Source organism: Rhodopseudomonas sp. BAL398 (assembly GCF_033001325.1).
Classification (GTDB): Bacteria; Pseudomonadota; Alphaproteobacteria; order Rhizobiales; family Xanthobacteraceae; genus JARJEH01.
In genome coordinates this window covers 2543245-2566464 of sequence record NZ_CP133111.1, presented here as the reverse complement: position 1 = coordinate 2566464, position 23220 = coordinate 2543245, and the positions used below count along the sequence as shown (strand labels likewise).

The following is a 23220-nucleotide window of genomic DNA, read 5'->3' as shown; positions in this document are numbered from 1 at the left end:
CGCAAATTCCCTATCGAGGCATGCCCATGAACGCCCCCACGCCGATTCCCGCCGCCGCCACCCCGGTTCCGCCCTACAGCCACACCCCGCTGTTTCCGCTCGGGCCGGACACCACGCCCTATCGCAAGATCACCACCGAGGGCGTTCGGGTCGAAAAAGTGCTCGGCCGCGACATGCTGGTGATCGAGCGCGAGGCGCTGCGGGCGCTGTCGGAGGCGGCGTTTGGCGACATCAATCATTATCTGCGCCCGGGCCATCTGCAGCAGCTGCGCAATATCCTCGATGACAAGGACGCCAGCCCCAACGACAAATTCGTCGCGCTCGACTTTTTGAAGAACGCCAATATTGCCGCCGGCGGCGTGCTGCCGATGTGCCAGGACACCGGCACCGCGATCATCATGGGCAAGAAGGGGTTCAACGTCATCACCGACGGCAGCGACGAGGCCGCGCTTTCCGAGGGCGCGCGCGATGCCTATCTGCGCCGCAACCTGCGCTATTCGCAGGTCGCGCCGCTGTCGATGTTCGAGGAGAAGAACACCGCCAACAACATGCCGGCGCAGTGCGAGATCTATGCCGAGGGCGACGACGCCTATAAATTCATGTTCATGGCCAAGGGCGGCGGCTCGGCCAATAAGAGCTTCCTGTTCCAGGCGACGCCCTCGGTGCTGACCCGCGACCGGCTGCTGGCGTTCCTCAAGGAAAAGGTGCTGACGCTCGGCACCGCGGCGTGCCCGCCCTATCATCTGGCGATCGTGATCGGCGGCACCTCGGTGGAATCCACGATGAAGACGGTGAAGCTGGCCTCGGCGAAATATCTCGACGCGCTGCCGACCCATGGCTCGGAATACGGCAACGCGTTTCGCGATCTGGAGATGGAGCAGGAGATCCTGAAGATGACGCAGTCGCTCGGCGTCGGCGCGCAATTCGGCGGCAAATATTTCTGCCACGACGTCCGCGTCATCCGGCTGCCGCGCCACGGCGCTTCGCTGCCGATTGGGCTTGGCGTATCATGCTCGGCGGATCGCCAGGTGTTGGGCAAGATCACCAAGGACGGCGTCTATCTGGAGCAGCTCGAGCACAATCCGGCGCAATATCTGCCGGCGGTCGAAGAAGCGCTGGGCGGCGAGGTGGTGCAGATCGATCTCAACCAGCCGATGAAAGACATTCTGGCGACGCTGTCGCGCTATCCGACCAAGACCCGGCTGTCGCTCACAGGGACCATGATCGTGGCGCGCGATTCCGCCCATGCCAAGCTGCGCGAGCGCTTGGACAAGGGCGAGCCGCTGCCGGATTATTTCAAGAACCATCCGGTGTATTATGCCGGCCCGGCCAAGACCCCGGAGGGCTATGCCTCGGGCGCCTTCGGGCCGACCACGGCGGGACGGATGGATAGTTTCGTCGATCAGTTCCAGGCGGCCGGCGGCTCGATGGTGATGGTCGCCAAGGGCAACCGCGCGGTCGCGGTGCGCGAGGCCTGCAAGAAACATGGCGGCTTCTATCTCGGCTCGATCGGCGGCGCCGCCGCCAACCTCGCCGAGAACTGCATCCGCAAGGTCGAGGTGCTGGAATATCCCGAACTCGGCATGGAGGCGATCTGGCGGATCGAGGTCGAGAATTTCCCGGCCTTCATCATCATCGACGACAAGGGCAATGATTTCTTCAAGGAATTGAATCTGGGGTGAGGGTGCTCCTCATCCTGAGGAGCCCGGCGCAGCCCGAAGGGCGCAGACGGGCGTCTCGAAGGATGAGGAGGCGTGTCGGCACCACATTGGCCTCATGGTTCGAGACGCGCGCAAAGAGCGCGCTCCTCACCATGAGGGTGGAATGCGGTGTTGGCGCAAAGCGCGGCGGCGCGTCCTCCACCTCCTTCGTGGCCGGGCCTGAGCCGACCATCCATCACTTGAAGCGATGGATCACCGGGTCAAGCCCGGTGATGACTTCGCAGGTCGTGGCGCCTCCCTGCGCCACGCAAAAGCGTGTGGCGCCTTACGCCCGCACGCCGGTGAATGGGAAGCTGCCCATCGGGCCGATGCCCATTTCGCCCGACATCATGTCGCCGTCGACGGTGCCGGTGAAGCTCAGCGTCAGCGGCATCGGGTTGACGATGGCGAGCTTCCAGGCGACGTCGTCGCCGCTCACGGTGCCCTCGAAGATCTCGCCGCTGTCGCCGTCGGCCGATTGGGTGCCGGTCAGCGTGCCGCCGTCGCTGGTCAAGGTCAGGTCTGCCTGGCGTTCGCCCATCGGCGTGCTCATGGTGATCTTCCAGTTTCCGTCAACCGCCATCTGTCTCTCCCCTTCGGCCCGCGCCAACCATTATGGTTGCGGGCGATCCCGTCTTAATATGGCGCGGGCGCCGCGAACAAGGGCGATCTGCGCGGCGCTTGGCCACGGCGGCGTCCGCGCCAGAACTTCGCAATGGACCGCGACAAGCTGGGGAAGGTTGACAACATCGCCGCGATAGGACTGACATTGGCTGCGGAATCGCTTTAGAATTGCGCTTCGCGTTCCTGTTCATCAGCTGTGTCAGTTCCCCGATCATGCCCGTTTCGTCGCCGAAGAAGCCATACCGCGTTGGCCGCGCCAAGACCGGCCTAGGCCTGTTCGCCACCGCGCCGATCAAGAAGGGCACCAAGATCATCCGCTATTTCGGGCCGATGCTGGATTGCAAGAAGAAGAAGGACGACGCGGTCGAGAACAAATATCTGTTCCAGATCAACAAGCGTTGGACCGTCGACGGCTCGGTGCGCAAGAACATCGCGCGCTACATCAACCACGCCTGCAAGCCCAACGCCGAGTCCGATGTCAATGTGCGCAAGCGCCGGATCATCATCCGCGCCATCAAGAACATCGAGCCGGGCGAAGAGATCAACTACGATTACGGCACCGATTACTTCAAGGAATATCTCAAGCCGATCGGCTGCAAATGCGATGCCTGCGAGAAGAAGCGCAAGAAGAAGCAGGCCGAGGCCCGCGCCGAGAAAGCGGCGCTGAAGGCCAAGGAAGACAAGAAGGCGGCGAAGAAGGCGGCGCGCGAGGCCGGCAAACCGGCACCCAAGGCTACGGACGCGACCAAGACCGCCAAGGCTAAAGCGACAAAGGCTAAAGCGACAAAGGCTAAAGGGGCAAAGGCTAAAGCGACCAAGGTCAAGGCGACCGAGGCCAGCGGCAAGACGCCCAGCAAGGCCAAGACTTCCAGTAAGGCCAAGACCGCCAGCAAGTCCAAGTCCTCCGGCAAGTCCAAGTCCTCCGGCAAGACCAAGGCCGCCGCCGAATCGCAGGCCTCGGCCTAGACTGTCGGTGATCGGGCCGCGGCCGATCCGGGCGGAACTGGCTGAGCGGCCTTGCCGGGTCGCCATGCGCCGCCTATCCTTTCGATGAACAACAAGAGGAGACGGCCATGACCCGAGCGCTGCAGATCGACATCGTCTCCGACGTGGTGTGCCCGTGGTGCTATATCGGCAAGAGCCGGATCGAGAACGCGCTGGCGCTGGCGCCCGAGGTGCCGGTCGAGATCAATTGGCGGCCGTTCTTCCTCAATCCCTGGGTGCCGCGCGAGGGCATCGGGCGCGATGAATATCTCACCGCGAAATTCGGTTCGGTCGAGGCCTATAAGGAGATCGCCGGCCGCGTCGTCACCGCCGCCGAGGAGGAGGGGCTGTCCTATCATCCGGAACTGGTCCAGCGTCAGCCCAACACTATCGATTGCCACCGGCTGATCCATTGGGCCGACCCGGCCGGCAAATCCGGTGCGGTCAAGCAGCGGCTGATGGAATTGTATTTCCGCGACGGCGGCGATCTCACCGATATCAATGTGCTGGTGCAGGCCGCGGCCGATTGCGGGCTCGATGCCGACGACATCCGCGCCCGGCTCGCCACCGACGAGGATGTCGAGCTGATCTCGGCGCAGGCCAAGGACGCCGCCGACAAGGGCATTTCGGGCGTGCCGACCTTCGTGTTCGCGCAGAAATACGCGGTGTCGGGCGCGCAGGACCCGCAGAAGCTGGCCCGCGCGATCCGTCAGATCTCGGCGGAAATCAACGCCGAGGCGGCGGAGTAGCTGGTCGGCTCAGCGCCGCAATAACTGCACCACGATGTCGCGCGCCAGATTGTAGCTGCGTAGCGCCAGTTCGATCAGCGGCACGCCGGGCGAGCATTTGGCGAAACCCTCGTCGATGCCGATCTTGAAGAGGAAACGCGGTCGACGGCGCCGCCGATCGCGCCAACTGCAAATCGAATGCAGACTGGCCAAGCAACGCGGGTCGTCGACGGCAAATTGACTGGTCATATGAACCGCGGATTGTTGATGCGGTGCCGGGAACCGCTTGCGGGCGGTTACGGCTTTGTACTGCGACCAATCGCGCATGAACCGGATCCCGGCTGGCCCCGACCAAGGTGAAGCAGGAGGTGAGGGCATGTTTCGTTCGATGCTTTGCGGCGCCACGCTCGCGGCCGGGATGATGTTCGGCGGCGATCTGGCGCTGGCGGAAAGCCGGGTCGCGCTGGTGATCGGCCAATCGGCCTATCGGGCGGTGACGGCGCTGCCCAATCCCGCCAACGACGCCAAGGCGATCGGGCAGATGCTCGGCGATGCCGGCTTCGAGGTGACCTCGGCGTCGGATCTGTCGCAGATCGAGCTGCGCCAGCAGGTCAGCGACTTCGCCGCCAAAGTGGCGGCCAAGGGTCCGGACACCATCGCGCTGATGTTCTATGCCGGCCATGGGCTGCAGATCGACGGTGAGAACTATCTGGTGCCGATCGACGTCGATCCCCAGCGCGAGGCCGATATTCCGCTGCAGGCGGTGCGGCTCAATGACATCCTGAATACGTTGACCTCGGTGCCGAGCAAGACGCGGATCATCCTGCTCGATGCCTGCCGCAACAATCCGTTTCCCGCCATCAACGGCACCGCCGGCCGCGGCCTGGCGCATGTCGATGTGAAATTCGGCACCGCCGGCACGCTGCTGGCGTTCTCGACTTCGCCGGGCGCCGAGGCCGAAGATGGGTCCGGCGATAACAGCCCCTACACCACCGCGCTGCTGAAGGCCGGGCGCGAGCCGGGGCTGCCGATCGAGGACACCTTCAAACGGGTGCGGCTGGCCGTCAATCAGGCCACCGACGGTCGCCAGACGCCGTGGGAGAGTTCGTCGCTGGTCAACGATTTCAGTTTCTTCGGCGCCGGCGAATCCGACCCCAAGCCGGTGTCGGACAAGGCGGCGGACGATCAGCAACGCGCCGACAACGAGCCCGGCGCCAAGCGCACGGTCGAGCAATGGCGCGCGGCGTTGAAGGGCAAGAGCGCACAGCAAGCCAACGAGCTGGTGGTCTATGACGGTTCGGCTCCGGCCTATGAGGCCTTCGTGGAGTTGTACAGCGACAAGCCGTTTGCTCCGCAGGCCAGGGAATGGCTCGAACGCCGGGCGCGGATGATCGCATGGAACAACGCTGTGCTCGCCAACACCGGCGCGGCGTATCGGGCGTTCCTGGACGCATATCCCGACAGCGATCTGACCGCGACCGCGCGCAAGCTGGAGGAGCGCACCCGCAATCGCCCGAACACCATCGCCGTGCTGGCGGCGCCGAACGCCGCGGCCAGCACCGCCGCGCTGACCTGCCCATGCGGCCCGCCGCCGACGCCGCCGGTGCTGCAGAAGAAGGTCGATCTGCCCAAGGCCAGGCCGCAGGTCGAGCGCGCTGACCGGCCGAAGCGACGAGTGACCAAGCCGCAGGTCGAGCGCGACGATCGGTCGAAGCCGCGCGCGACGCGGCCGCGCGGCAGGGCGCAGCCGGATGATGATTATTACGATGACGACGTGGTCGTCCGGCGTCCTCCTCGTATTTATCCGGGGCCGATCATCGGCGGCGGTCCGATCATTCGCTTTCCGCGCGGCGGTTATCGCGGCAGCTATGACGGTGGTGGTCGCGGCGGCGGGCGCGGCCAGAGCATCGGCCGCTACTAGAGCGTTTTCGAGCGAAGTGGGTACCGGTTCGCGTAAAGAAACGCGTCAAAATAAGAATCTAGAGCTCCGGTTCTGATCTATCAGAACCGGAATTGCTCCAGCCGGGCGGACCGGGCGCGACAGGATGCCTCTGCGGGGGGCGGCGATCCGAGCTGGCGCGAAGCGGAGAAAGCGTGACACACTGATGCATCACGCGCCAATTTGGGCGCGGCCCAGTATTGGGCCGAGAATCCGCAGATGGCACGATGATGTTCAGCAAACCGGATTTGGCGCGACGGGTTGAAACACTCAGCCTTGGCGAGATCAATGCGTTGCCGTTTGGCGTGATCAAATTGGACTCAGCCGGCATTGTCGCGGTCTACAACACCACCGAAGCGGTCGAGTCGGGCTATGGCAGCCGGCCGGCGCTCGGCCTGGATTTTTTTGACGCGGTCGCGCCGTGCATGAACTCGGATGATTTCAAGGGGCGCATCCAGGACGCCCGGCGCCGCGGCGGGGTCGATCTCGAGATCGGCTGGGTCGGCGACTTCGACGATCGCAACAGTCCGATCCAGGTGCGCGTGCAGTCAGCCAGCGACGGCGGAATCTGGATCTTCAACTATCGGAATTAGCGCCGGCTTCATTCGAAGGCGACGCCGATCCGCTGGCTCTGGCTCCAGACTGGACGGCATCGCCGCATGAATTGATCGGACTCGATCACCAGCATGAATGTCGCGGGCAGGTGGACGGGGCCTGCGACCTCGATCCGCGCGCCATTCGCCGACAGATTGCGAACCGTGCAATCGAAGCCGCCGCCGCCAAAGGCGATGGTGCCGCGCTTGAAGACTCTGTGCCTGGGCGTTGCTCGTTTCTCGATCATCGTGATGGTCCGGCTATGTGGAAGTTTCCCCAATCTGGCATGACCGGATTGCGGACAATTGAATCCGATCGCCGGCCTGCAGCGCCTCCGATTCAGGATTGGTTTACCAACTGCGTGCGGCCGGCGACGGTTCGAACCCCGCTATCACAGCATCGCGAAGGCGCTCGACACCATCGCCACGGTCTTGTCGTCGGCGGCGCTGGCCAGCGTCACCCGGCCGAAGCTCATGGTGCGCCCGAGCCGGACCACCCGGGCTTCCGCCAGCACGTCGGCGGCGACCACCGCCTTGAGAAAATGCGTGGTCTGATCGACCGTGGTCATCCGCCGGTAGCCGCGGTTGGCCGCCATGATGGCGATCACCATCGCGGTGTCGGCCAGCGCCATCAGCGCCTGGCCGCAGACGATGCCGTCTTTGCGGCAAAGCCGCTGCGAAAACCCCATGCGCAGCACCGCGCCGGGCTGCCAGTCGGCGCCGGCGCCGGGCGGCGGCGCGGTCTCGATGCTGGCAACCGTCAGCCCGAGGTCCTGGACCCACGGTGCGAATACTTCGCCCAATACCCGCCTGGCCTCGTCGATGTCGAATTCTGCCTGCAACTGCTCCGATGTCATTCTGGCCGCTTCCCCTGTTGAACCCGGCGCCGGGTTGATCCGGGTCCGTGGTCGTTCGAATTCTCGCAGTGTCCACCATCCGGCGCAGTTTTGCATGGCTTGAAAACGCCATGGTGCATCCCTTATGGTCGCCGGGGCAGCGCGTGGACAGGTTGAGGCCGCAGGCGATCTGATCGTCATGTGCGCCGCCGATGGCCGATTTGGACCATACGGGCTTGGCCCTGCCTATCTGGCGGAGCCGCCGCGAGGGAGTTGACTGATGAGACTGTTGTTGTGCGCAGCCGCGATGCTGGCGGTGCTGGCCGGACCGGCCTTTGCCGAGATGCCGAACGTCAACCTGATGCCGGAGATCACCCACAAGACTCCCGAGGAAAAAGAGCAGGACCGAATCCGCGAGCAGGCCTATCGGGATTCGCTGCGCAAGATTCCCGACGCCAAGGGATCGACCGATCCGTGGGGCAATGTGCGCGGCGCCGCGGCGCCGAAGAACGGCCGACGCTGACCCGCCATCGCTGCGCCGGCGTGATCACGCCGTCAGTTGACATCGCCAACGGTTGATGCCGCGTTGGCGCGCTCGCCGGTGATCGCCCGGTCGATCGCATCGATCAGCTGCTGGATCTCGATGAATTTCAGCCGCGCGCGCTCGGCATTGCCGCGATCGAACGGCGCAGCGAGCACTTTGACGAAGGCGTCCTGGTCCTCGACCATGCGGGCGCGCGCTTTTTTCAGTGTCTCGATTCGATCCGACATGGCCTTGCCTTTTCGCTCACGGTTGCGGCATGGCGCCGATCATCGATCCAGCGCGCTGTTCGCTGCCGTGGCAATTCGAAATTCGGCGCCATGTTGGCGGGATGCGGAAAATCGTCGCCCATGCGTCGATCTGGTGACCGACGGCCTAATGCGGCGGCGTGACGGCCTGGCATGGCTTCTTCTTGAGCGCCCGTCGTTTCATCGCCGCCGTCGGTCTGGCGAGGCGGATCGTTGCTGCGGCCTGCTGCTGCGTCCGGTCCGGCGCCGGCTTTGCGGCGTGACCTGCGGGCGACGGTTTTTTGCTGATCTGCATACTCTAACCCTCTTGGCGTCAATTCACATCATGGCAAGCCGCGCGCGACCGCGCAGTTCCGGAATGATCTGATCGACGGTTTTGCAGACGGTGCTGCGAATGAACGATGTGTCCAATTATGCACAGACTCATCTTACGATTTGACCAACATGATGGCGGTCAGTCCGCGAGTGCCGCTATGGAGATTTTCCAGCCCAAGATTTTCCTCGCCCATGTGGGGGCGGGCAAAACCATTCTGGATTTTCGAAAGAACCAGACCATCTTCGCCCAGGGCGACGTCGCCGACACGGTGCTTTATATTCAGCACGGCAAGGTGAAGCTCACCGTCGTGTCGCAACAGGGCAAGGAGGCGGTGGTCGGGATATTGTCAGCGGGACAGTTCTTCGGCGAAGGCTGCCTCAACGGCCAGAAACTGCGCCTCTCCACCACCACCGCGATGGAGACTTGCAAGATCACCATGGTCAACGTCGCCACCTTGATCGACACCATCCATCGCGAGCCGGCGATGGCGGAAATGTTTCTGGCCCATCTGCTGGCGCGTAACAGTCGGATCGAAGAAGACCTGGTCGATCAGCTGTTCAATTCCAGCGAGAAGCGGCTGGCTCGGCTGCTGCTGCTGCTCGCCAATTTCGGCAAGGAAGGCGAAACCAGTCACATCCTGGTCGAGATCAGCCAGGAAACGCTGGCCGACATGATCGGCACCACGCGCTCGCGCGTCAGCTTCTTCATGAACAAGTTCCGCAAGCTCGGCTTCATCAGCTACAATGGCAGGATCGAGGTTCACACCTCTTTGCTCAACGCGGTGCTGCACGACAAGCCGCGAATCGAAAGCGACAAGAGCAGCGCGAATTATGAATGAGCGGCATCGCGGCGCTTCGGCCAACGGCAAGTGTGGGACCGCGGCTCTCACAACCGGGGGCAGCCCGGCCGGTAACCTTGTTGGAAACGGTCTGACTAGGACGTGCAATTTTGAACAGACTGGCCGAACCGCGTCGATCAATGTGCGGTCCGTGGCGCGAGGCCGCCGAGGTCTGAGCAGATGCCACTTTATTTTTTCACCGTCAGCAACGCCGATCGCACCAACACCGACCATGACGGCATCGATCTGCCGGATCTCGAGTCCGCCTGGATCGAGGCCACCAAATCGACCGGCGAATTGCTGCGCGAGATCAACCACGCGGTTGCCCCCGGCGCCGTGCTGCGCATGGATGTCACGGACGACACCCGCAAGCCGCTGCTGAGCCTTCGGGTCATCGCCGAACAGCACGAATAAGCCGGATCGCCGGCGGCGCGTCGAAGCCGGCCAAGCCGGCGAGCGCTCACTTTTTCTCGCCCAGCAGCTTGCCGGTCGTGCGGTTGATGAAATGCAACTGGGTGCAAGCCGGACAATCCAGGGCTTCGAAGGCCTTGGATTGGCCGGACGGCGGCTCATCCGCCAGCCATGTTTGGACGTTCATGTTCGTCCGAGGACAACGGAAAAGGATATGAGCCATTGGTCTAATAGTCGCCACGCCGCCTTGGGCGACTTGATCTAGATCAAGGAAACGGTCCTCGATCACGCCGGCACGCGCGGCCTTGCCGGCCGCGCCCAGCCGGGCCGTCATGATGAGCTTGTCGCCTGGCCGATCGAGGCGCCTGCCGCGGCCTCGATCGACATCAGGAACCGCTCGTCTGTGCCGCAATGCGGACAGCCATAATTGCGCAGTTCGAAATTCGGCAGGCTGGGTTCGGTGGTGAGCAGCCGCATCGGCTGGCGGCAGGTCAGGCATCGGATCTCGGTGGTCCGATGATGCGTGCAGGTTGGGGTCGGCAAGTGATTATGCACGTGATTTGGCACGATGCTTGTCCTCGAACGGAGCCGGTGACCAACACGCTTGTCGTCGCCGCGGACCAAATCAGCAGTTGCGACGACGCCCGACTGTCGATCACCTCGCGCGCGAAAGCGAGGCAAATCGTGCTGGTATGATTACGCCGGTTAAGCCGCAGCGGCGGCGCCGATGATCCGGCCATGACGGCGATTGGCAGCGCAAGCAGGACGTGCCGCGTCACGGAGTCCGCCTGCATGGCGGCCTCCGTGATCTTCGGGCGCTGATTAATTCTTCGCGCAGGTCAGCGCGATGCTGGTGTAGCTCGGCCCGCATTTGGCCGTCATCACGCCGTTCTCGATCGCCAGCGTGTCGCTGAATTTGGCGCCGGTCGGGCCGACGCAGATCGCCGAGATCAGCGTCTCGTCGCTGGCGCAGGCGCTCGGACAGCCGTCGGCCGAGCAGCTCGTCGACGTCGTGGTGCGCAGCGTGGTGCCGCCGTCCTTGCCGGCGGGTCCGGCAGGGCCAGCAGGCCCGGCGGGACCGGCGGGGCCGGGCGGTCCGGCAATTCCCTGTTCACCCTTGGGGCCCGGCGCCCCTGAGCCTTCATTGCAGCCGGCGAGTGCGACGGCGGCGGTCAGCAAGACGATCAATGTCGGAACACGCATTCCTTACTCCCTTGTCAGACGTTGCGGTGGTCAGAGACACGATACGCTGTCGGGCGAACTGGGCCGCAATTGCCCGGTCGCTTCTGATGATGCTTTGGTGAGTTGCGCGCGGTCGCGACGGCCACCATTCCGGACCCGGCACACATGTGACCCCCGAACCGCGGCGGTCGAACGTCTCGAAGGTCGCCGGCATGCAACCGCTCGCCGGCCGCGGCGTGGCGCCGACAGCGATGAGAATACAAGCACCCGCCCCGGTCTTGGTCAAATCGGCATGGCGCCGTGTCGCCGCGATGGCCTGCCAGGGTGGGCCATAACGGCGCCAGCCGAACCGCGGACTGGCTTCAACGAGACCGGATGAAATGACCCGCGGCAGCGGGAGTCAAAGAGCCCCGAACGAGGCCATGTCCGGGGCTCTCGGTCAGCGTCGGAACTCCCCACCTCTAGAAAGTTCGGCAATGACGACGCTCAAATTAGCCGGCAGGCCGAGGGGCGCATTGCGTAATATCAAATACCATTGTGGCGAGCGGCGTGGGCGCAATGAGGGCGATCCACGGGTTGGCGATGATCGCTGCCGTGTGCTTCCGTCATGTCGCCATTGAGCAGCAGCGGAATGGTCAATCCCCGAGCGAGGCGCAGGAGAGTGGGATCCCCCGGGCGAGCGGCGGTCAGCCCGGAGGATCCAGGGCATGACCGCGCGGGGGCGTGCACGGTCACGACCAAACAAGACCGGCGCGATTGCGACCGGACATCATCAAGGCGCCAGACCGGCGTGAGGATCGGAGCCCCCGCCGGCTGTTCTGGTCTTGGTCCTGGCTTTGGCCAAGCTTGCAACGCCAAGCTGCCAATCGGCATGATGGTGCTCAAGTCGCCGCCGATTATCTGCTCAATTTTGCTCATTTTGTTGCGGCGCATTTGGAAAAATTACCAGGCCGGGTGCGGCGGGTGTCATCCCAACGGATGGCTGGTCGCGCCGGCGCGGCTCATTACAATGCCGGCACAATGCCGGCGCCATCGCGATGGCGCCGGCAGCCGATCTGGCGGGACGCTCTGAATGACCTGGTATCTTTATGCAATTCTTGTCGGCTTGGTTCTGCCCTGGATCATCGTGACCTATCGGATTCTCGGTGCCTTCCGCCGCGGCGTCGGGGCCGGCGTGCTGACATGGCTGAAATTTTCCGCGATCTCGGTTCCGATCATGCTGGCGATCATGTGGGGCCTCGAACGGACCAAATGAGGCCGCGCCAGGGCCCGGGCGGCTACAGCGTGATCCCGCAACGTGGATCCCGATTTCGGAAAAGACCATGCTCGAACACAAGTGAGAGCGGGATGACGATTCGAAGATAAGTCATCCTGCGCTAGAGACGCTGCTCGGACACGACGGTCTTGCAGTCGGCACACCGGAACACATCGACGGTGGGCTTGATGCCACGCCGCGGCAGGCGCCCGAGCAGTTCCATCGGACTGCGGCAGAGATCGCAAGTTGGGGACGACGCTTCACTCGTTTCACTGGTCATGTCCGCACAATGCTGCCGCCATGTGTCAGTTTCCAGTGACAATGTCGGATTTGCGACTGACCCCGTGATCATACGAGGCCGAGCGGCACGCGGAGCTGCGGGTCGCGACGGGGCGGCCGCGGTCCAGGCGGCAAAGCTTGCTGGCTCATCCCGCACGTTCGCGGCAGCCAGCCTGTTGCGCGCCGTCGCGTTGGGCAGCGGTCGCGCGATCAGGCGCCGCCGATCGGCCGCGGCCGATCCAGCCGACCTTGCCGGCAAGCTGGGCGAGCCAATCGGCGCCCCAGCGATGGTCGCTCTCGCAGATCGCCAGCACCAGCGCCTCCGACCGCGCGCGGTCGCGTTCCAGCTGCAGCTGCCGCGCGCTGCGCAATTGATCCGAGCCTGTCATGGATTATCCTTCGCAACACCAACTTGCGCGCGAGGATAGAGTTCCGTCAGATCTCAACCATGGCGCGAATTAAGGCGCAAGGTATTTCTCCGGTAGTGTCTCAGTTTGAAAATATTCCCACTTGACGGACGGTTTCGCCAGCCCTGCCACCGTGTTATGCTTAGCGGAAAGCAGGAGGCGTGTGTGCCGAATTACAGTGCCGTCCTTCTTGATTGGGACGATTACCGCGACTTGGGGCCGATAGACGTCGCCGATGCCGACGACGACAACGCCGCAAAGGCGCTCGGGATAATGCGCGCCATGACGTGGCTTACCGAGAATGGCGTTCGTCGCGTTCGTCTACAGATTACGCGAAACGGCGTCGGCTTAGGGCCATTTGAGGTGAATCCTGATGCCTAGAGGCCCTAAAGGCGAGAAGCGCCCCGCCGACGTGATCGGCGCTGCCGTCATGGTTGCCCGGATCGCCACCGGGGAAATCGAGGAATCGGCCAAGACCGAGGACGGCAAGAACGCCGCCGCCGTGGCGCTGGGGCGCATGGGCGGCAAGGCGCGGGCGGCTGGCATGACGGCTAAGAAGCGGTCGGAGATCGCCAAGAAGGCCGCTGCGAAACGCTGGGGCGGTAAAGCCTAGATATCCATTTCATGCTGAGTGCCGAATATCCTGCGAACGTGCTTCTCGTATTCTGCCCTATCAGCGGACACTTGGGCTATGCCCAGCAACTGACCAAGGTGCTGACGCAAAGCTTTTACGCCTACCTCTGATAGGAATTGGTGGAGTTTCTTACTGCGCTCGTTCCGCGCGGCCTTTTGCGCACGCGTTAGTTCGAGGATGTGGCCGCTACTTGAGGCCAAAGGCCAGTAGACGTGGTCGACGGTCAGAAATTTGAAATACCATGGTCTGCCGCGATCTGGCACCGCAAGGTTATAGAGACGGTGCCACTGGACGTATAGTTCGCTTGGAAATTCAGGCTCATATTTTCTTGCTTCCTCTGCCACGTATAGCTTGAACGCAGCAATAACTTCTTCAGTGGTGGGGTTGTACCCGGCAAGAGCATAAACAAGGTCTCGGATGCCGAGGCGTGCCGAAGCACCCACGATGATATGGGCTTGCCGAGCAATGTTAGCGTAGCGATCCCCGAGCTGTTTTTCGGATGCAATGATTGCATTGCAGATGTCGATCAAGAGGGAAGATTCGAAGCCGTGGACCGTTACAGGGGGCGTGCCGGCGCCGAGGTCGGCCCATTGAAATTTAAGAGGATTTTCGATTTTTCCCTTAACTTCGGCGCCGACGGCTTCGATCATTACCTGGTTGGACAAAAACCGAGGCAAGGCATTGCCGCGTGACGACAGGCCAAGCGCGCGGCCCATGCCAGTTTGGCTGATAACAGCCGTCTTCTGTTCGTCTTCAAGAACGTAACATTCGACATCAACGCCAAGCTGTTCTTGGAAATTGCCCTTATGGCTGGCTTTTACACCCCAGCGGGCTGCGGCAGCCTTCTTTGCAATCGCGGCCCGCGCCGAGGGGATAAAGCGTCGCGGCGAGCAATGCCGCCCTTGGAACGTGGGTCCGTAGGTTTATCGTTCATGCAAGCATCCTTCAGTTTTGCAATGCTTGCATTTAGCCCGAGAACCCATCATTCAGCAAGCATAAAAAAATTAGTATGCTTGCTATGATATTGCTTGACGCTAAGCATAAAAGTTCAGATACTCGGGGCATGAACAATTTGCCCCTGCAAACCCGTGTCCAAATCCTCTCGATGCTCTGCGAGGGAAGCTCGATGCGATCGATCTCGCGTGTTTGCGACGTGTCGATCAACACGGTTTCAAAACTGCTGGTAGATGCCGGTCAGGTCTGCGCCGCCTACCACGACCAGTATGTGCGGGGGCTGACTTGCAAGCGCGTCCAGTGCGATGAAATCTGGTCGTTCTGCTATTCCAAGGACAAGAACGTGAAGGACGCCAAAGCCGCTCCGGAAGGCGCCGGCAACGTCTGGACCTGGACGGCCTTGGATGCTGACACCAAGCTCATCTGCACATGGGCGGTCGGCGGGCGCGATGCGGAGAGCGCACAACGCATCATGGAAGATTTGCAAAGCCGAGTAAAAACCCGGATGCAATTGACCACGGACGGCCTGCGGCTGTATCTGGACGCGGTTCAGGAAGCGTTCGGCAACGATGGCGTTGACTACGCCATGCTGATCAAGATGTTCGGAGCGCCGGAAGGTCGGGGCGACGAGCGCCGCTACAGCCCGGCACAATGCACCGGCACCAAGAAGGTCAAGGTGGACGGCGACCCGGACGTGAAGCACGTTTCAACGTCCTACGTTGAACGCCAGAACCTCAATATGCGGATGGGAATGCGCCGGTTCACACGGCTGACCAACGCCTTCTCAAAGAAGATCGACAACCACTGCCATGCGCTGGCGCTCTACTTCATGTTCTACAATTTCTGCCGAATCCATAAGGCGCTGAAAGTCGCACCGGCAATGGCTGCCGGCGTTTCTAATAAGCTCTGGGATATGGAGGATATCGTTGCGCTTATTGATGCGAGGGACCGTCGTAAATCGCAGAAAAAATTAAGGCCACCAACTCGGTGGCCTTAATTGTCATCTATAGTGCAGTCGCCGTTTATATAGCCGGTTGAGCCATTCGCGGGTCTTCAGCGGAGCCACAAGGTGAATGCCTACGAGCATCGCACCAACCGCGATAAGCGCACCTTCGACAGCAAGAATTAAGATTGGAGCACTCATTGCACCCTCCTTTCGTCTTCACATTTGTGGCGACAACGACTTAACGAGTTCATAAGTTTCAATCGCAAGCTGCATTATTTCAGCCGTTTGTGTCGTGGTCGGGGCCGCTATTCTGGAACCTTCCATTAGATACCGCCATCAACATCTCTGTTCCGAAAGAAACAAGCAGACCAAGCCCGATCACCCAAGAATATAGCGACAGGGCTGGCGGCCCGAGTACAGTGTGAGCAGATGGAGCTGGCAGGGCCAAAAACCCAATGAACCCAGACAGCAGAACTACGAAATTTAGAAGCACCAAGACAGCGGTCAACCCCCCAAAGTACGCCGGAACGATCTGCTTTTTCGGAAGGATAACGTGGGTCCATAGATATTCAAGCGTGGTGCTAAGCGCTATGGCTGATGCTGGACCTATCACGAAAAAGAGATCTCTGAATAAGCCAGCATCGTTGACCATTCCAACCGACCAGAGAGGGTCATCCCATCTGGCATAGCTTGGAGCCTCTCTCAGAGTTGGGTACAGGGGGATCGCTACACCAAAGCACCAAAGAAATAACCTTAGGAAAATATAGACAACAGTATTCATAGCCAGCCGCCCTATTTATGCGACCTAAATATCAGCAAAGACGCGTGATGCAACCCAACCGCGCAACCCCTAAGCAAAAAGTTCAGTTTTCAAACTGAGACACTACCATTTCTCCCGAAAAGAACATATTGCGAACTTAGAACAAATGGGGTACATTGTTTTCTGTTGGCTTTGTCCGCCGCCGTTTGTCCCACTGGCGAATCCCGTTCATAAGGAGCTCACTATGGCTGCCCCCACTGCGCTGCGTATCGTCGAAGGATCCTCCATGGACAAGACCAAGGCCCTGGCTGCCGCGCTCTCTCAGATCGAGCGGCAGTTCGGCAAGGGCTCGGTGATGAAACTCGGCAAGAACGATCGCTCGATGGATATCGAGACGATCTCGTCGGGATCGCTCGGGCTCGACATCGCGCTCGGCGTCGGCGGCTTGCCGCGCGGCCGGGTGGTGGAAATCTACGGGCCGGAATCCTCGGGCAAGACCACGCTGGCGCTGCACACCGTCGCCGAAGGCCAGAAGAAGGGCGGAATCTGCGCCTTTATCGACGCCGAACACGCGCTCGACCCGGTCTATGCCCGCAAGCTCGGGGTCAATATCGATGAATTGCTGATCTCGCAGCCCGACACCGGCGAACAGGCGCTGGAGATCTGCGACACGCTGGTGCGCTCCGGCGCGGTCGACGTGCTGGTGATCGATTCGGTCGCCGCTTTGGTGCCGCGCGCCGAACTCGAAGGCGAGATGGGCGACGCGCTGCCCGGCCTGCAGGCCCGGCTGATGAGCCAGGCGCTGCGCAAGCTCACCGCCTCGATCAACAAGTCCAATACGATGGTGATCTTCATCAACCAGATCCGGATGAAGATCGGCGTGATGTATGGCTCGCCGGAAACCACAACGGGCGGCAACGCGCTGAAATTCTACGCCTCGGTGCGGCTCGACATCCGCCGCATCGGCGCGATCAAGGAGCGCGACGAGGTGATCGGCAACCAGACCCGGGTCAAGGTGGTCAAGAACAAGCTGGCGCCGCCGTTCAAGCAGGTCGAATTCGACATCATGTATGGCGAGGGCGTCTCCAAGCTGGGCGAGATCCTCGATCTCGGCGTCAAGGCCGGCATTGTCGAGAAATCCGGCGCCTGGTTCTCCTATGACAGCCAGCGGCTCGGCCAGGGGCGCGAGAATTCCAAGGCGTTCCTGCGCGCCAATCCGGAGATGACCGCCAAGATCGAGGTCTCGATCCGGCAGAATTCCGGGCTGATCGCCGAGCAGATCCTGGCGGGTTCGCCGGAGCGCGACGCCGAGGGCGAAGAGCCGGCCGAGGATTGAGGTTTCGCGGCGGGCGCCGTGGGGGTCTGTTGCCGATGCCCCGCAGTGCCTGCCGCACCTTCCATTTGAGATTGTCGGCCACTGCGCCGGCGCGATACGGCAGCGTCATGCGACGGCCGCGCTGCGAGGACGCAGCCCGCGTCATGCACAGACCTCATCATGAGAGCCTGACATAATAATCGTTCAGCGAAATCAGGATAATCGTTCAGCGAAATCAGGCCTTCGACGCCGTCATTGCGAGGAGCGAAGCGACGAAGCAATCCAGTCTGCTGACGCCCCTGGATTGCGTCGCTGTCGGACGGCGCTGCGCGCCGCCCTCCGCTCGCAATGACGGAATCAGGCGGGGTTCGATCAGTTTCTTTGCGTTAGCCAAGAGGAGCGGCGTCTTCGCCGCGTCTCGAAGGATGAGCGCACCATCCTCATGGTTCGAGACGCGCGCTAAGATGCGCGCTCCTCACCATGAGGCGCATCGTTGCGAGGCGCGTCACGGGTGGCGCTTCGTGAGGCGCCTCGTTGCGAGGCGCGCCGGTGAGACGCTTCGTTGATGGGCGCGCCATGTGATACCAAAGGCGTTTGGCTTCGACTCATCCACGCGTCATGGCCGGGCTTGTCCCGGCCATCCACGTCTATGATCCAGTACGACTTTCAGGCGTGGATGCCCGGCACAAGGCCGGGCATGACAAACGACAGGCCGTGCCCTTTGGTATGAGGCGCATCCTGTGAAGCGCTTCGGCGTGTGCCGCTTGATGGCGTCGCGCTCCGCCGGGCGGAGCGCCTCGCTCACTCCGCCGCCAGCGCTCCGTTTCGCGCGCCGTCCGCCGCCAGCGCGTAGTCCTCGATCGGCGGGCAGGAGCAGACCAGATTGCGGTCGCCATAGACATTGTCGACGCGGCCGACCGGGGACCAATATTTGTCGGTGCGCGAATGCGGCGCGGGGAAACAGCCCTCGGTGCGCGAATAGGGCCTGGTCCATTCCGCGCTGGTGACGTCGTGCACGGTATGCGGCGCGTGCCGCAGCGGCGAGGCCTCGACGCCGAAGCGGCCCTGTTCGATCTGGGCGATTTCGCCGCGAATGGCGATCATGGCGTCGCAGAACCGGTCGATCTCGGCCTTGGATTCGGATTCGGTCGGCTCGATCATCAGCGTGCCCGGCACCGGGAAGCTCATGGTCGGGGCGTGGAAGCCGTAATCGACCAGCCGCTTGGCGATATCGTCGACGGTGACGCCGGCGCTGGTCTTCAGCGCGCGCGGGTCGACGATGCATTCATGCGCGACGCGGCCGCGGACATTGCGATACAGCACCGGGAAATGCGGATCGAGCCGTGCCGCGATGTAGTTGGCATTGAGGATCGCCACCTCGGTCGCGCGCCGCAAGCCGGCGCCGCCCATCATCACGATATACAGGTAGGAGATGGTCAGGATCGAGGCCGAGCCATAGGGCGCAGCCGACACCGTGCCGCCGCCATGCAGCGTGCCGGAGCTCGGTTCGCCCTCGGCCGGATGGCCGGGCAGGAACGGCGCCAGATGCGCCTTGACGCCGATCGGTCCCATGCCGGGGCCGCCGCCGCCATGCGGAATGCAGAAGGTCTTGTGCAGATTGAGATGGCTGACATCGGCGCCGTAATCGCCGGGCCGGGCCAGCCCGACCTGGGCGTTCATATTGGCGCCGTCGAGATAGACCTGGCCGCCATGGGCGTGGATGATGTCGCAGATCTCGCCGATATGCTCCTCGAACACCCCATGGGTCGACGGATAGGTGATCATCACCGCCGCCAGATCGGCGGCGTGGCTCTCGGCCTTGTCGCGCAGATCGTCGACGTCGACGTCGCCGCGCGAATCGCATTTCACCACCACCACGTCCATGCCCGCCATGCTGGCGGAGGCCGGGTTGGTACCATGCGCCGAGGAGGGAATGAGGCAGATCCGGCGCTGCGGCTCGCCGCGCGCGGCGTGATAGCCGCGGATTGCCAGCATCCCGGCATATTCGCCATTGGCGCCGGAATTGGGCTGCAGCGACACCGCGTCATAGCCGGTGATGTCGGCGAGCCAACCTTCCAGCGTGGCGAACAGCGCGTGATAGCCTTGCGCCTGGCCGCGCGGCGCGAACGGATGCAGCGCGCCGAATTCCGGCCAGGTCAGCGGGATCATCTCGGTGGTGGCGTTCAGCTTCATGGTGCAGGAGCCGAGCGGAATCATGGCGCGGTCGAGCGCCAGATCGCGGTCGCTCAATTTGCGCATGTAGCGCAACAGCTCGGTCTCGGAGCGATAGGCCGAGAACACCTCCTGGGTCAGGAAGTCGCTGGCGCGATGCAAGCTGTCGGGCAGCGTGTCGGGGGCGTCGTGCTCGATCTGCGCATAGCTCAGCGTGCCGCCGAAGGCGCGCCACACCGCCTCGACAATCGCCGACGTGGTGGTCTCGTCGAGCGCGATGCCGAGCGTGGTCTTGCCGATCCGCAGATTGATCTTCTCGGCCAAAGCGGCGGCCACGATGGCGTCGCGCTTGGCGCCGACATCGACGGTCAGCGTATCGAAGAACGTTTCGCTGGCGAGCGCGAAGCCGAGCTTCTTCAAGCCGGCGGCCAGCACGCAGGCGCGGCGATGCACCCGCGCGGCGATCTCGGCCAGGCCGTCGGGGCCGTGATACACCGCATACATCGCGGCGATCACCGCCAGCAGCACCTGCGCGGTGCAGATGTTGGAGGTGGCCTTTTCGCGGCGGATATGCTGCTCGCGGGTCTGCATCGCCAGCCGATAGGCCGGCTGGCCGTGGGAATCGATCGACAGTCCGACGATGCGGCCGGGCAGTGAGCGCTTCAGCGAATCGCGCGCCGCCATGAAGGCGGCGTGCGGCCCGCCATAGCCCATCGGCACGCCGAAGCGCTGCGCCGAGCCGATCGCGATATCGGCGCCGAGATCGCCGGGCGAGGCGATCAGCGTCAGCGCCAGCAGGTCGGCGGCGATGATCGCCAGCGCGCCCCTGGCGTGCAGCGCCGCGATCGCGCCGCGCGGATCGCGCAACGCGCCCGAGGAGCCGGGATATTGCAGCAGCGCGCCGAACACGTCGGCGTCGGCCAATTCGGTCGCCGGATCGCCGACGATCAGGGTCCAGCCCAGCGGCTCGGCGCGGGTGCGCAGCACCGCCAGGGTCTGCGGATGCACGTCGTGGTCGACGAAGAAGGCCTTGGTCTTTTTCTGCGCGGCGCGTTCGGCCAGGGCCATCGCTTCGGCGGCCGCGGTGGCCTCGTCGAGCAATGAGGCATTGGCGATGTCGAGCCCGGTGAGATCGCAGATCATGGTCTGGAAGTTGAACAGCGCCTCGAGCCGGCCCTGGCTGATTTCCGGCTGGTACGGCGTATAGGCAGTGTACCAGGCCGGATTCTCCAGGATGTTGCGCTGGATCACCGCGGGCATGTGGGTGCCCGAATAGCCTTGGCCGATCAGCGAGGTGAAAACCTGGTTGCGGGCGGCGATCTGCCCGATATGGGCCAGCGCCTCGGTTTCCGACAAGGGTGCGCCCAGCTTGAGCTCGGCGCGCTGCCGGATCGAAGCCGGCATGGTCTGGTCCATCAGCTGATCGAGGCTGCCGGCACCCACCGTCCGCAGCATCGAGTCGATGTCCTGCGGCGACGGGCCGATATGGCGGCGCACGAAATCATGGGCGGCGTCGACCGGTCTATGCTGGGTGCTCATGGGATCTCCTCGCCGTCAGGCGGTGTGCGTCGTATAGGCGGCTTCGTCCATCAAGCCGTCGAGTTCGCTCTTGTCGGCGATCTTCAATTTGAAGAACCACGCCTTGCCGCCGGCGTCGGAATTGACCAGCGCCGGCTCGGCGCCGAGCGCCTCGTTGACCTCGAGCACTTCGCCGGTGATCGGCGCGTAGACGTCCGAGGCGGCCTTGACCGATTCGACGACGGCGGCGGCCTCGGCCTTCTTGAACTGGCGGCCGACCTTGGGCAGTTCGACGAACACCACATCGCCGAGCTGGCTCTGCGCGTAGTCGGTGATGCCGATGGTGGCGATATCGCCCTCGATCTGCAGCCATTCGTGATCGGAGGTGTAAAGGGTGGTCATGTCAGGTCCTCAACGCTTGTAGCCGTGGGAAACGAAAGGCATGGGCGCCACGCGCAGCGGCAGACGCTGGCCCCGAACTTCAGCAAACACCGTGCCGCCGATGGCGGCCTGCGCGGTCGGCAGATAACCCATCGCCACCGGCCCATTGACGCTGGGCCCGAAGCCGCCCGAGGTCACGGTGCCGATCGAGGTGGTGGCGTCGGCCGCGGCGAACAAGGGCGCGTTGTCGCGCACCGGGGCGCGGCCCTCGGGCTTGAGCCCGACGCGCTGGCGCAGCGCACCGCTATTGAGTTGGGTCAGAATGGCGTCGGCGCCAGGAAAGCCGCCGGGCCGCGCGCCGCCAATGCGGCGGCTCTTCTGGATCGACCAGTTCAGCGCCGCCTCGACCGGCGTGGTCACGGTGTCGATGTCGTGGCCATAGAGACAAAGCCCGGCTTCGAGCCGCAGGCTGTCACGGGCGCCGAGCCCGATCGGCATCATGTCGGGATGCTCCAGCAGCGCGGTGGCGAAGGCCTCGGCGCCGTCGGCCGGCACCGAGATCTCGAAACCGTCCTCGCCGGTATAGCCGGAGCGCGATACCACGCAGTCCAGCTCCATCAGGCGCAGCTCGGCGACGTCCATGAATTTCAGCGCGGCAATCTCTGCACAAAATTTCGACAGCACCGCCTCGGCCTGCGGTCCCTGGACCGCCAGCAGCGCGCGGTCCGGCAGCGCGACGATGTCGCAAAGGTCGGACAGATGCGCGCGCAGGTGGGTCTCGTCGGCGTCCTTGCAGGCGGCGTTGACCACCAGCAACAGCCGGTCGCCGAGATTGGTCACCATCAGATCGTCGAGAATACCGCCGGCTTCATTGGTGAATTGGGCGTAGCGCTGCCGGCCCGGCGCCAGCGCGATGACGTCCTGCGGAATCAGCCATTCCAGCGCCTTGGCGGCGTCTTCCAGCCGGCCGGATTTGGCCCGCAATTCGATCTGCCCCATATGGGAGACGTCGAATAGGCCGGCCTTGGCGCGGGTGTGGAGATGTTCCTTGAGGACGCCGGCGGCGTATTGCACCGGCATTTCATAGCCGGCGAACGGCACCATTTTTCCGCCGCGTGCCAGATGCAGCGCGTGGAGCGCAGTACGTTTGATCGGCAATGGGCTAGCGTCACGCGCAACCATGAATGGGCTCCCGCGGTTCCCGAGACCTATTTCCCGTTAACCAATAGAGCCCCATCTGTCGCTGTGCCTGAGAGTATTATCCCGTCGGCGGACCCGCGCCGGACCATTTGGCCGGCCGGTCTCTTTCCAGATGTCATCAAGTCACGCGGTCCGTTTGCCTGAGAGTTTCCGGGGCGGTTGCTCCTTCGGCGCCGGCCTTGCGGCCGATCTCTCCCGACATGACTTAAGTCTACAAATAAGAGACAAACACGGCTTGAACAAGGCTGTCAACGCAGCTGCGGTATCTATCAACGGCTGTTATATCGCGGGTGAGTTGCGCGGCCGGTGACGGCGGGATTGCCGCCAGGTCGCGGGGCCAGCGGCAAGCCCCTGAATACGCGCCCACTTTCTGGACAGCGGGGTTGCTCGCGTCTAAAAGCGGTGCGCCAGGAAGCGATCTATCCGACCGGCACACGCGAGGCGATCCTGGGCGATTGG

Annotated in this window: 26 protein-coding genes and 1 riboswitch; of the genes, 13 read left to right on the top strand and 13 right to left on the bottom strand. The window is 63.1% G+C overall.

Annotation, left to right across the window (positions count from 1 at the left end; all coding sequences use genetic code 11):
- The first annotated feature begins 26 nt into the window (after positions 1-26).
- Positions 27-1682: a fumarate hydratase gene (locus RBJ75_RS12250; protein WP_044414074.1), complete on the top strand. Its 1656-nt coding sequence runs from the start codon at positions 27-29 to the stop codon at positions 1680-1682.
- Positions 1683-1986: 304 nt separating this feature from the next.
- On the opposite strand, the gene RBJ75_RS12245 is transcribed toward RBJ75_RS12250, so the two are convergent.
- Complete coding sequence (locus RBJ75_RS12245) at positions 1987-2283, bottom strand: hypothetical protein (protein WP_044414071.1); 297 nt, start codon at positions 2281-2283, stop codon at positions 1987-1989.
- Between the two features lie 254 nt (positions 2284-2537).
- Here RBJ75_RS12245 and RBJ75_RS12240 point away from each other — a divergent pair, with 254 nt between their 5' ends.
- Both RBJ75_RS12240 and RBJ75_RS12235 read left to right on the top strand, forming a co-directional pair.
- The gene (locus RBJ75_RS12240) at positions 2538-3290 is read left to right on the top strand and encodes an SET domain-containing protein (RefSeq protein ID WP_044414087.1); all 753 of its coding nucleotides are present in this window, start codon (positions 2538-2540) and stop codon (positions 3288-3290) included.
- Between the two features lie 107 nt (positions 3291-3397).
- Complete coding sequence (locus RBJ75_RS12235) at positions 3398-4057, top strand: DsbA family oxidoreductase (protein ID WP_044414068.1); 660 nt, start codon at positions 3398-3400, stop codon at positions 4055-4057.
- 9 nt (positions 4058-4066) lie between these two features.
- Here RBJ75_RS12235 and RBJ75_RS12230 read toward each other — a convergent pair whose 3' ends face one another.
- The gene (locus RBJ75_RS12230; protein WP_317529031.1) at positions 4067-4441 is read right to left on the bottom strand and encodes a hypothetical protein; all 375 of its coding nucleotides are present in this window, start codon (positions 4439-4441) and stop codon (positions 4067-4069) included.
- On the opposite strand from RBJ75_RS12230, the gene RBJ75_RS12225 reads away from it, so the two are divergent.
- Together RBJ75_RS12225 and RBJ75_RS12220 are read left to right on the top strand one after the other, a co-directional pair.
- On the top strand, positions 4413-5957 hold the full coding sequence (locus RBJ75_RS12225; RefSeq protein WP_044414062.1) for a caspase family protein: 1545 nt from the start codon (positions 4413-4415) through the stop codon (positions 5955-5957). The genes RBJ75_RS12230 and RBJ75_RS12225 overlap by 29 nt on opposite strands.
- A 245-nt stretch (positions 5958-6202) precedes the next feature.
- On the top strand, positions 6203-6568 hold the full coding sequence (locus RBJ75_RS12220) for a hypothetical protein (protein ID WP_044414360.1): 366 nt from the start codon (positions 6203-6205) through the stop codon (positions 6566-6568).
- 8 nt (positions 6569-6576) lie between these two features.
- Here RBJ75_RS12220 and RBJ75_RS12215 read toward each other — a convergent pair whose 3' ends face one another.
- Together RBJ75_RS12215 and RBJ75_RS12210 are read right to left on the bottom strand one after the other, a co-directional pair.
- On the bottom strand, positions 6577-6816 hold the full coding sequence (locus RBJ75_RS12215) for a PilZ domain-containing protein (protein ID WP_044414362.1): 240 nt from the start codon (positions 6814-6816) through the stop codon (positions 6577-6579).
- Between the two features lie 144 nt (positions 6817-6960).
- Positions 6961-7425, bottom strand: coding sequence for a PaaI family thioesterase (locus tag RBJ75_RS12210; RefSeq protein WP_044414365.1), 465 nt, complete (start codon positions 7423-7425; stop codon positions 6961-6963).
- A 259-nt stretch (positions 7426-7684) separates the two neighbouring features.
- Here RBJ75_RS12210 and RBJ75_RS12205 point away from each other — a divergent pair, with 259 nt between their 5' ends.
- Positions 7685-7927, top strand: a complete 243-nt coding sequence (locus RBJ75_RS12205; protein ID WP_044414367.1) for a hypothetical protein — start codon at positions 7685-7687, stop codon at positions 7925-7927.
- 32 nt (positions 7928-7959) lie between these two features.
- On the opposite strand, the gene RBJ75_RS12200 is transcribed toward RBJ75_RS12205, so the two are convergent.
- Positions 7960-8175 carry a hypothetical protein gene (locus tag RBJ75_RS12200; RefSeq protein WP_044414370.1) on the bottom strand — a complete coding sequence of 72 codons (216 nt, stop codon included), beginning with the start codon at positions 8173-8175 and terminating at the stop codon, positions 7960-7962.
- Between the two features lie 491 nt (positions 8176-8666).
- Between RBJ75_RS12200 and RBJ75_RS12195 the strand changes: the two genes are divergently transcribed.
- Both RBJ75_RS12195 and RBJ75_RS12190 read left to right on the top strand, forming a co-directional pair.
- Complete coding sequence (locus tag RBJ75_RS12195; protein ID WP_044414375.1) at positions 8667-9347, top strand: Crp/Fnr family transcriptional regulator; 681 nt, start codon at positions 8667-8669, stop codon at positions 9345-9347.
- Between the two features lie 180 nt (positions 9348-9527).
- Positions 9528-9761, top strand: coding sequence for a DUF6894 family protein (locus tag RBJ75_RS12190; protein WP_044414377.1), 234 nt, complete (start codon positions 9528-9530; stop codon positions 9759-9761).
- 46 nt (positions 9762-9807) lie between these two features.
- Here RBJ75_RS12190 and RBJ75_RS12185 read toward each other — a convergent pair whose 3' ends face one another.
- The 3 genes from RBJ75_RS12185 to RBJ75_RS12175 all read right to left on the bottom strand — a co-directional run bounded on the left by RBJ75_RS12185 (position 9808) and on the right by RBJ75_RS12175 (position 10961).
- A complete protein-coding gene (locus RBJ75_RS12185; RefSeq protein WP_044414378.1) occupies positions 9808-10092 on the bottom strand; it encodes a hypothetical protein in 285 nt (94 codons plus the stop codon).
- A complete protein-coding gene (locus RBJ75_RS12180; RefSeq protein ID WP_152647776.1) occupies positions 10089-10325 on the bottom strand; it encodes a hypothetical protein in 237 nt (78 codons plus the stop codon). The genes RBJ75_RS12185 and RBJ75_RS12180 overlap by 4 nt, the downstream gene beginning before the upstream one ends.
- 255 nt (positions 10326-10580) lie before the next feature.
- Positions 10581-10961 carry a hypothetical protein gene (locus RBJ75_RS12175; protein WP_044414383.1) on the bottom strand — a complete coding sequence of 127 codons (381 nt, stop codon included), beginning with the start codon at positions 10959-10961 and terminating at the stop codon, positions 10581-10583.
- Positions 10962-12012: 1051 nt separating this feature from the next.
- On the opposite strand from RBJ75_RS12175, the gene RBJ75_RS12170 reads away from it, so the two are divergent.
- Positions 12013-12195, top strand: coding sequence for a hypothetical protein (locus tag RBJ75_RS12170; RefSeq protein WP_044414389.1), 183 nt, complete (start codon positions 12013-12015; stop codon positions 12193-12195).
- Positions 12196-12620: 425 nt separating this feature from the next.
- Here RBJ75_RS12170 and RBJ75_RS12165 read toward each other — a convergent pair whose 3' ends face one another.
- Entirely contained in the window at positions 12621-12863 is a 243-nt protein-coding gene (locus RBJ75_RS12165) for a hypothetical protein (protein WP_152647840.1), read from the bottom strand.
- Between the two features lie 183 nt (positions 12864-13046).
- On the opposite strand from RBJ75_RS12165, the gene RBJ75_RS12160 reads away from it, so the two are divergent.
- Together RBJ75_RS12160 and RBJ75_RS12155 are read left to right on the top strand one after the other, a co-directional pair.
- The gene (locus RBJ75_RS12160) at positions 13047-13262 is read left to right on the top strand and encodes a hypothetical protein (protein WP_152647839.1); all 216 of its coding nucleotides are present in this window, start codon (positions 13047-13049) and stop codon (positions 13260-13262) included.
- Positions 13255-13494 carry a hypothetical protein gene (locus RBJ75_RS12155; RefSeq protein WP_044416209.1) on the top strand — a complete coding sequence of 80 codons (240 nt, stop codon included), beginning with the start codon at positions 13255-13257 and terminating at the stop codon, positions 13492-13494. Before RBJ75_RS12160 ends, RBJ75_RS12155 begins: the two co-directional genes overlap by 8 nt.
- On the opposite strand, the gene RBJ75_RS12150 is transcribed toward RBJ75_RS12155, so the two are convergent.
- Positions 13491-14231, bottom strand: coding sequence for a P63C domain-containing protein (locus RBJ75_RS12150; RefSeq protein WP_201776332.1), 741 nt, complete (start codon positions 14229-14231; stop codon positions 13491-13493). The genes RBJ75_RS12155 and RBJ75_RS12150 overlap by 4 nt on opposite strands.
- Positions 14232-14578: 347 nt before the next feature.
- Here RBJ75_RS12150 and RBJ75_RS12145 point away from each other — a divergent pair, with 347 nt between their 5' ends.
- Both RBJ75_RS12145 and recA read left to right on the top strand, forming a co-directional pair.
- Positions 14579-15466, top strand: coding sequence for a DDE-type integrase/transposase/recombinase (locus RBJ75_RS12145; RefSeq protein ID WP_044416212.1), 888 nt, complete (start codon positions 14579-14581; stop codon positions 15464-15466).
- A 953-nt stretch (positions 15467-16419) separates the two neighbouring features.
- On the top strand, positions 16420-17511 hold the full coding sequence (gene recA / locus RBJ75_RS12140) for a recombinase RecA (protein WP_080901192.1): 1092 nt from the start codon (positions 16420-16422) through the stop codon (positions 17509-17511).
- Between the two features lie 780 nt (positions 17512-18291).
- Here the strand turns inward: recA and gcvP are convergent.
- Genes gcvP through gcvT form a run of 3 tightly spaced genes read right to left on the bottom strand, consistent with a single transcriptional unit; the run spans position 18292 to position 22743 of the window.
- Positions 18292-21201: an aminomethyl-transferring glycine dehydrogenase gene (gcvP, locus tag RBJ75_RS12135; protein WP_276156795.1), complete on the bottom strand. Its 2910-nt coding sequence runs from the start codon at positions 21199-21201 to the stop codon at positions 18292-18294.
- A gap of 15 nt (positions 21202-21216) precedes the next feature.
- Complete coding sequence (gene gcvH, locus RBJ75_RS12130) at positions 21217-21582, bottom strand: glycine cleavage system protein GcvH (RefSeq protein ID WP_044410740.1); 366 nt, start codon at positions 21580-21582, stop codon at positions 21217-21219.
- Between the two features lie 9 nt (positions 21583-21591).
- Positions 21592-22743 carry a glycine cleavage system aminomethyltransferase GcvT gene (gene gcvT, locus RBJ75_RS12125; RefSeq protein WP_044410743.1) on the bottom strand — a complete coding sequence of 384 codons (1152 nt, stop codon included), beginning with the start codon at positions 22741-22743 and terminating at the stop codon, positions 21592-21594.
- A gap of 136 nt (positions 22744-22879) precedes the next feature.
- Positions 22880-22970: riboswitch (glycine riboswitch) on the bottom strand.
- Between the last annotated feature and the right edge of the window lie 250 nt (positions 22971-23220).

Bases quoted from the DNA above. Each gene is read 5' to 3' on its own strand.
- RBJ75_RS12220 (WP_044414360.1), top strand. From the start codon at position 6,203: ATGATGTTCAGCAAACCGGATTTGGCGCGACGGGTTGAAACACTCAGC.
- RBJ75_RS12225 (WP_044414062.1), top strand. From the start codon at position 4,413: ATGTTTCGTTCGATGCTTTGCGGCGCCACGCTCGCGGCCGGGATGATG.
- RBJ75_RS12195 (WP_044414375.1), top strand. From the start codon at position 8,667: ATGGAGATTTTCCAGCCCAAGATTTTCCTCGCCCATGTGGGGGCGGGC.
- RBJ75_RS12200 (WP_044414370.1), bottom strand. From the start codon at position 8,175: ATGTCGGATCGAATCGAGACACTGAAAAAAGCGCGCGCCCGCATGGTC.
- RBJ75_RS12170 (WP_044414389.1), top strand. From the start codon at position 12,013: ATGACCTGGTATCTTTATGCAATTCTTGTCGGCTTGGTTCTGCCCTGG.
- RBJ75_RS12215 (WP_044414362.1), bottom strand. From the start codon at position 6,816: ATGATCGAGAAACGAGCAACGCCCAGGCACAGAGTCTTCAAGCGCGGC.
- RBJ75_RS12240 (WP_044414087.1), top strand. From the start codon at position 2,538: ATGCCCGTTTCGTCGCCGAAGAAGCCATACCGCGTTGGCCGCGCCAAG.
- RBJ75_RS12150 (WP_201776332.1), bottom strand. From the start codon at position 14,231: ATGGGCCGCGCGCTTGGCCTGTCGTCACGCGGCAATGCCTTGCCTCGG.
- RBJ75_RS12190 (WP_044414377.1), top strand. From the start codon at position 9,528: ATGCCACTTTATTTTTTCACCGTCAGCAACGCCGATCGCACCAACACC.
- gcvP (WP_276156795.1), bottom strand. From the start codon at position 21,201: ATGAGCACCCAGCATAGACCGGTCGACGCCGCCCATGATTTCGTGCGC.
- RBJ75_RS12210 (WP_044414365.1), bottom strand. From the start codon at position 7,425: ATGACATCGGAGCAGTTGCAGGCAGAATTCGACATCGACGAGGCCAGG.
- gcvT (WP_044410743.1), bottom strand. From the start codon at position 22,743: ATGGTTGCGCGTGACGCTAGCCCATTGCCGATCAAACGTACTGCGCTC.
- RBJ75_RS12250 (WP_044414074.1), top strand. From the start codon at position 27: ATGAACGCCCCCACGCCGATTCCCGCCGCCGCCACCCCGGTTCCGCCC.
- RBJ75_RS12155 (WP_044416209.1), top strand. From the start codon at position 13,255: ATGCCTAGAGGCCCTAAAGGCGAGAAGCGCCCCGCCGACGTGATCGGC.
- RBJ75_RS12165 (WP_152647840.1), bottom strand. From the start codon at position 12,863: ATGACAGGCTCGGATCAATTGCGCAGCGCGCGGCAGCTGCAGCTGGAA.
- RBJ75_RS12185 (WP_044414378.1), bottom strand. From the start codon at position 10,092: ATGACGGCCCGGCTGGGCGCGGCCGGCAAGGCCGCGCGTGCCGGCGTG.
- RBJ75_RS12245 (WP_044414071.1), bottom strand. From the start codon at position 2,283: ATGGCGGTTGACGGAAACTGGAAGATCACCATGAGCACGCCGATGGGC.
- gcvH (WP_044410740.1), bottom strand. From the start codon at position 21,582: ATGACCACCCTTTACACCTCCGATCACGAATGGCTGCAGATCGAGGGC.
- recA (WP_080901192.1), top strand. From the start codon at position 16,420: ATGGCTGCCCCCACTGCGCTGCGTATCGTCGAAGGATCCTCCATGGAC.
- RBJ75_RS12235 (WP_044414068.1), top strand. From the start codon at position 3,398: ATGACCCGAGCGCTGCAGATCGACATCGTCTCCGACGTGGTGTGCCCG.
- RBJ75_RS12145 (WP_044416212.1), top strand. From the start codon at position 14,579: ATGAACAATTTGCCCCTGCAAACCCGTGTCCAAATCCTCTCGATGCTC.
- RBJ75_RS12175 (WP_044414383.1), bottom strand. From the start codon at position 10,961: ATGCGTGTTCCGACATTGATCGTCTTGCTGACCGCCGCCGTCGCACTC.
- RBJ75_RS12205 (WP_044414367.1), top strand. From the start codon at position 7,685: ATGAGACTGTTGTTGTGCGCAGCCGCGATGCTGGCGGTGCTGGCCGGA.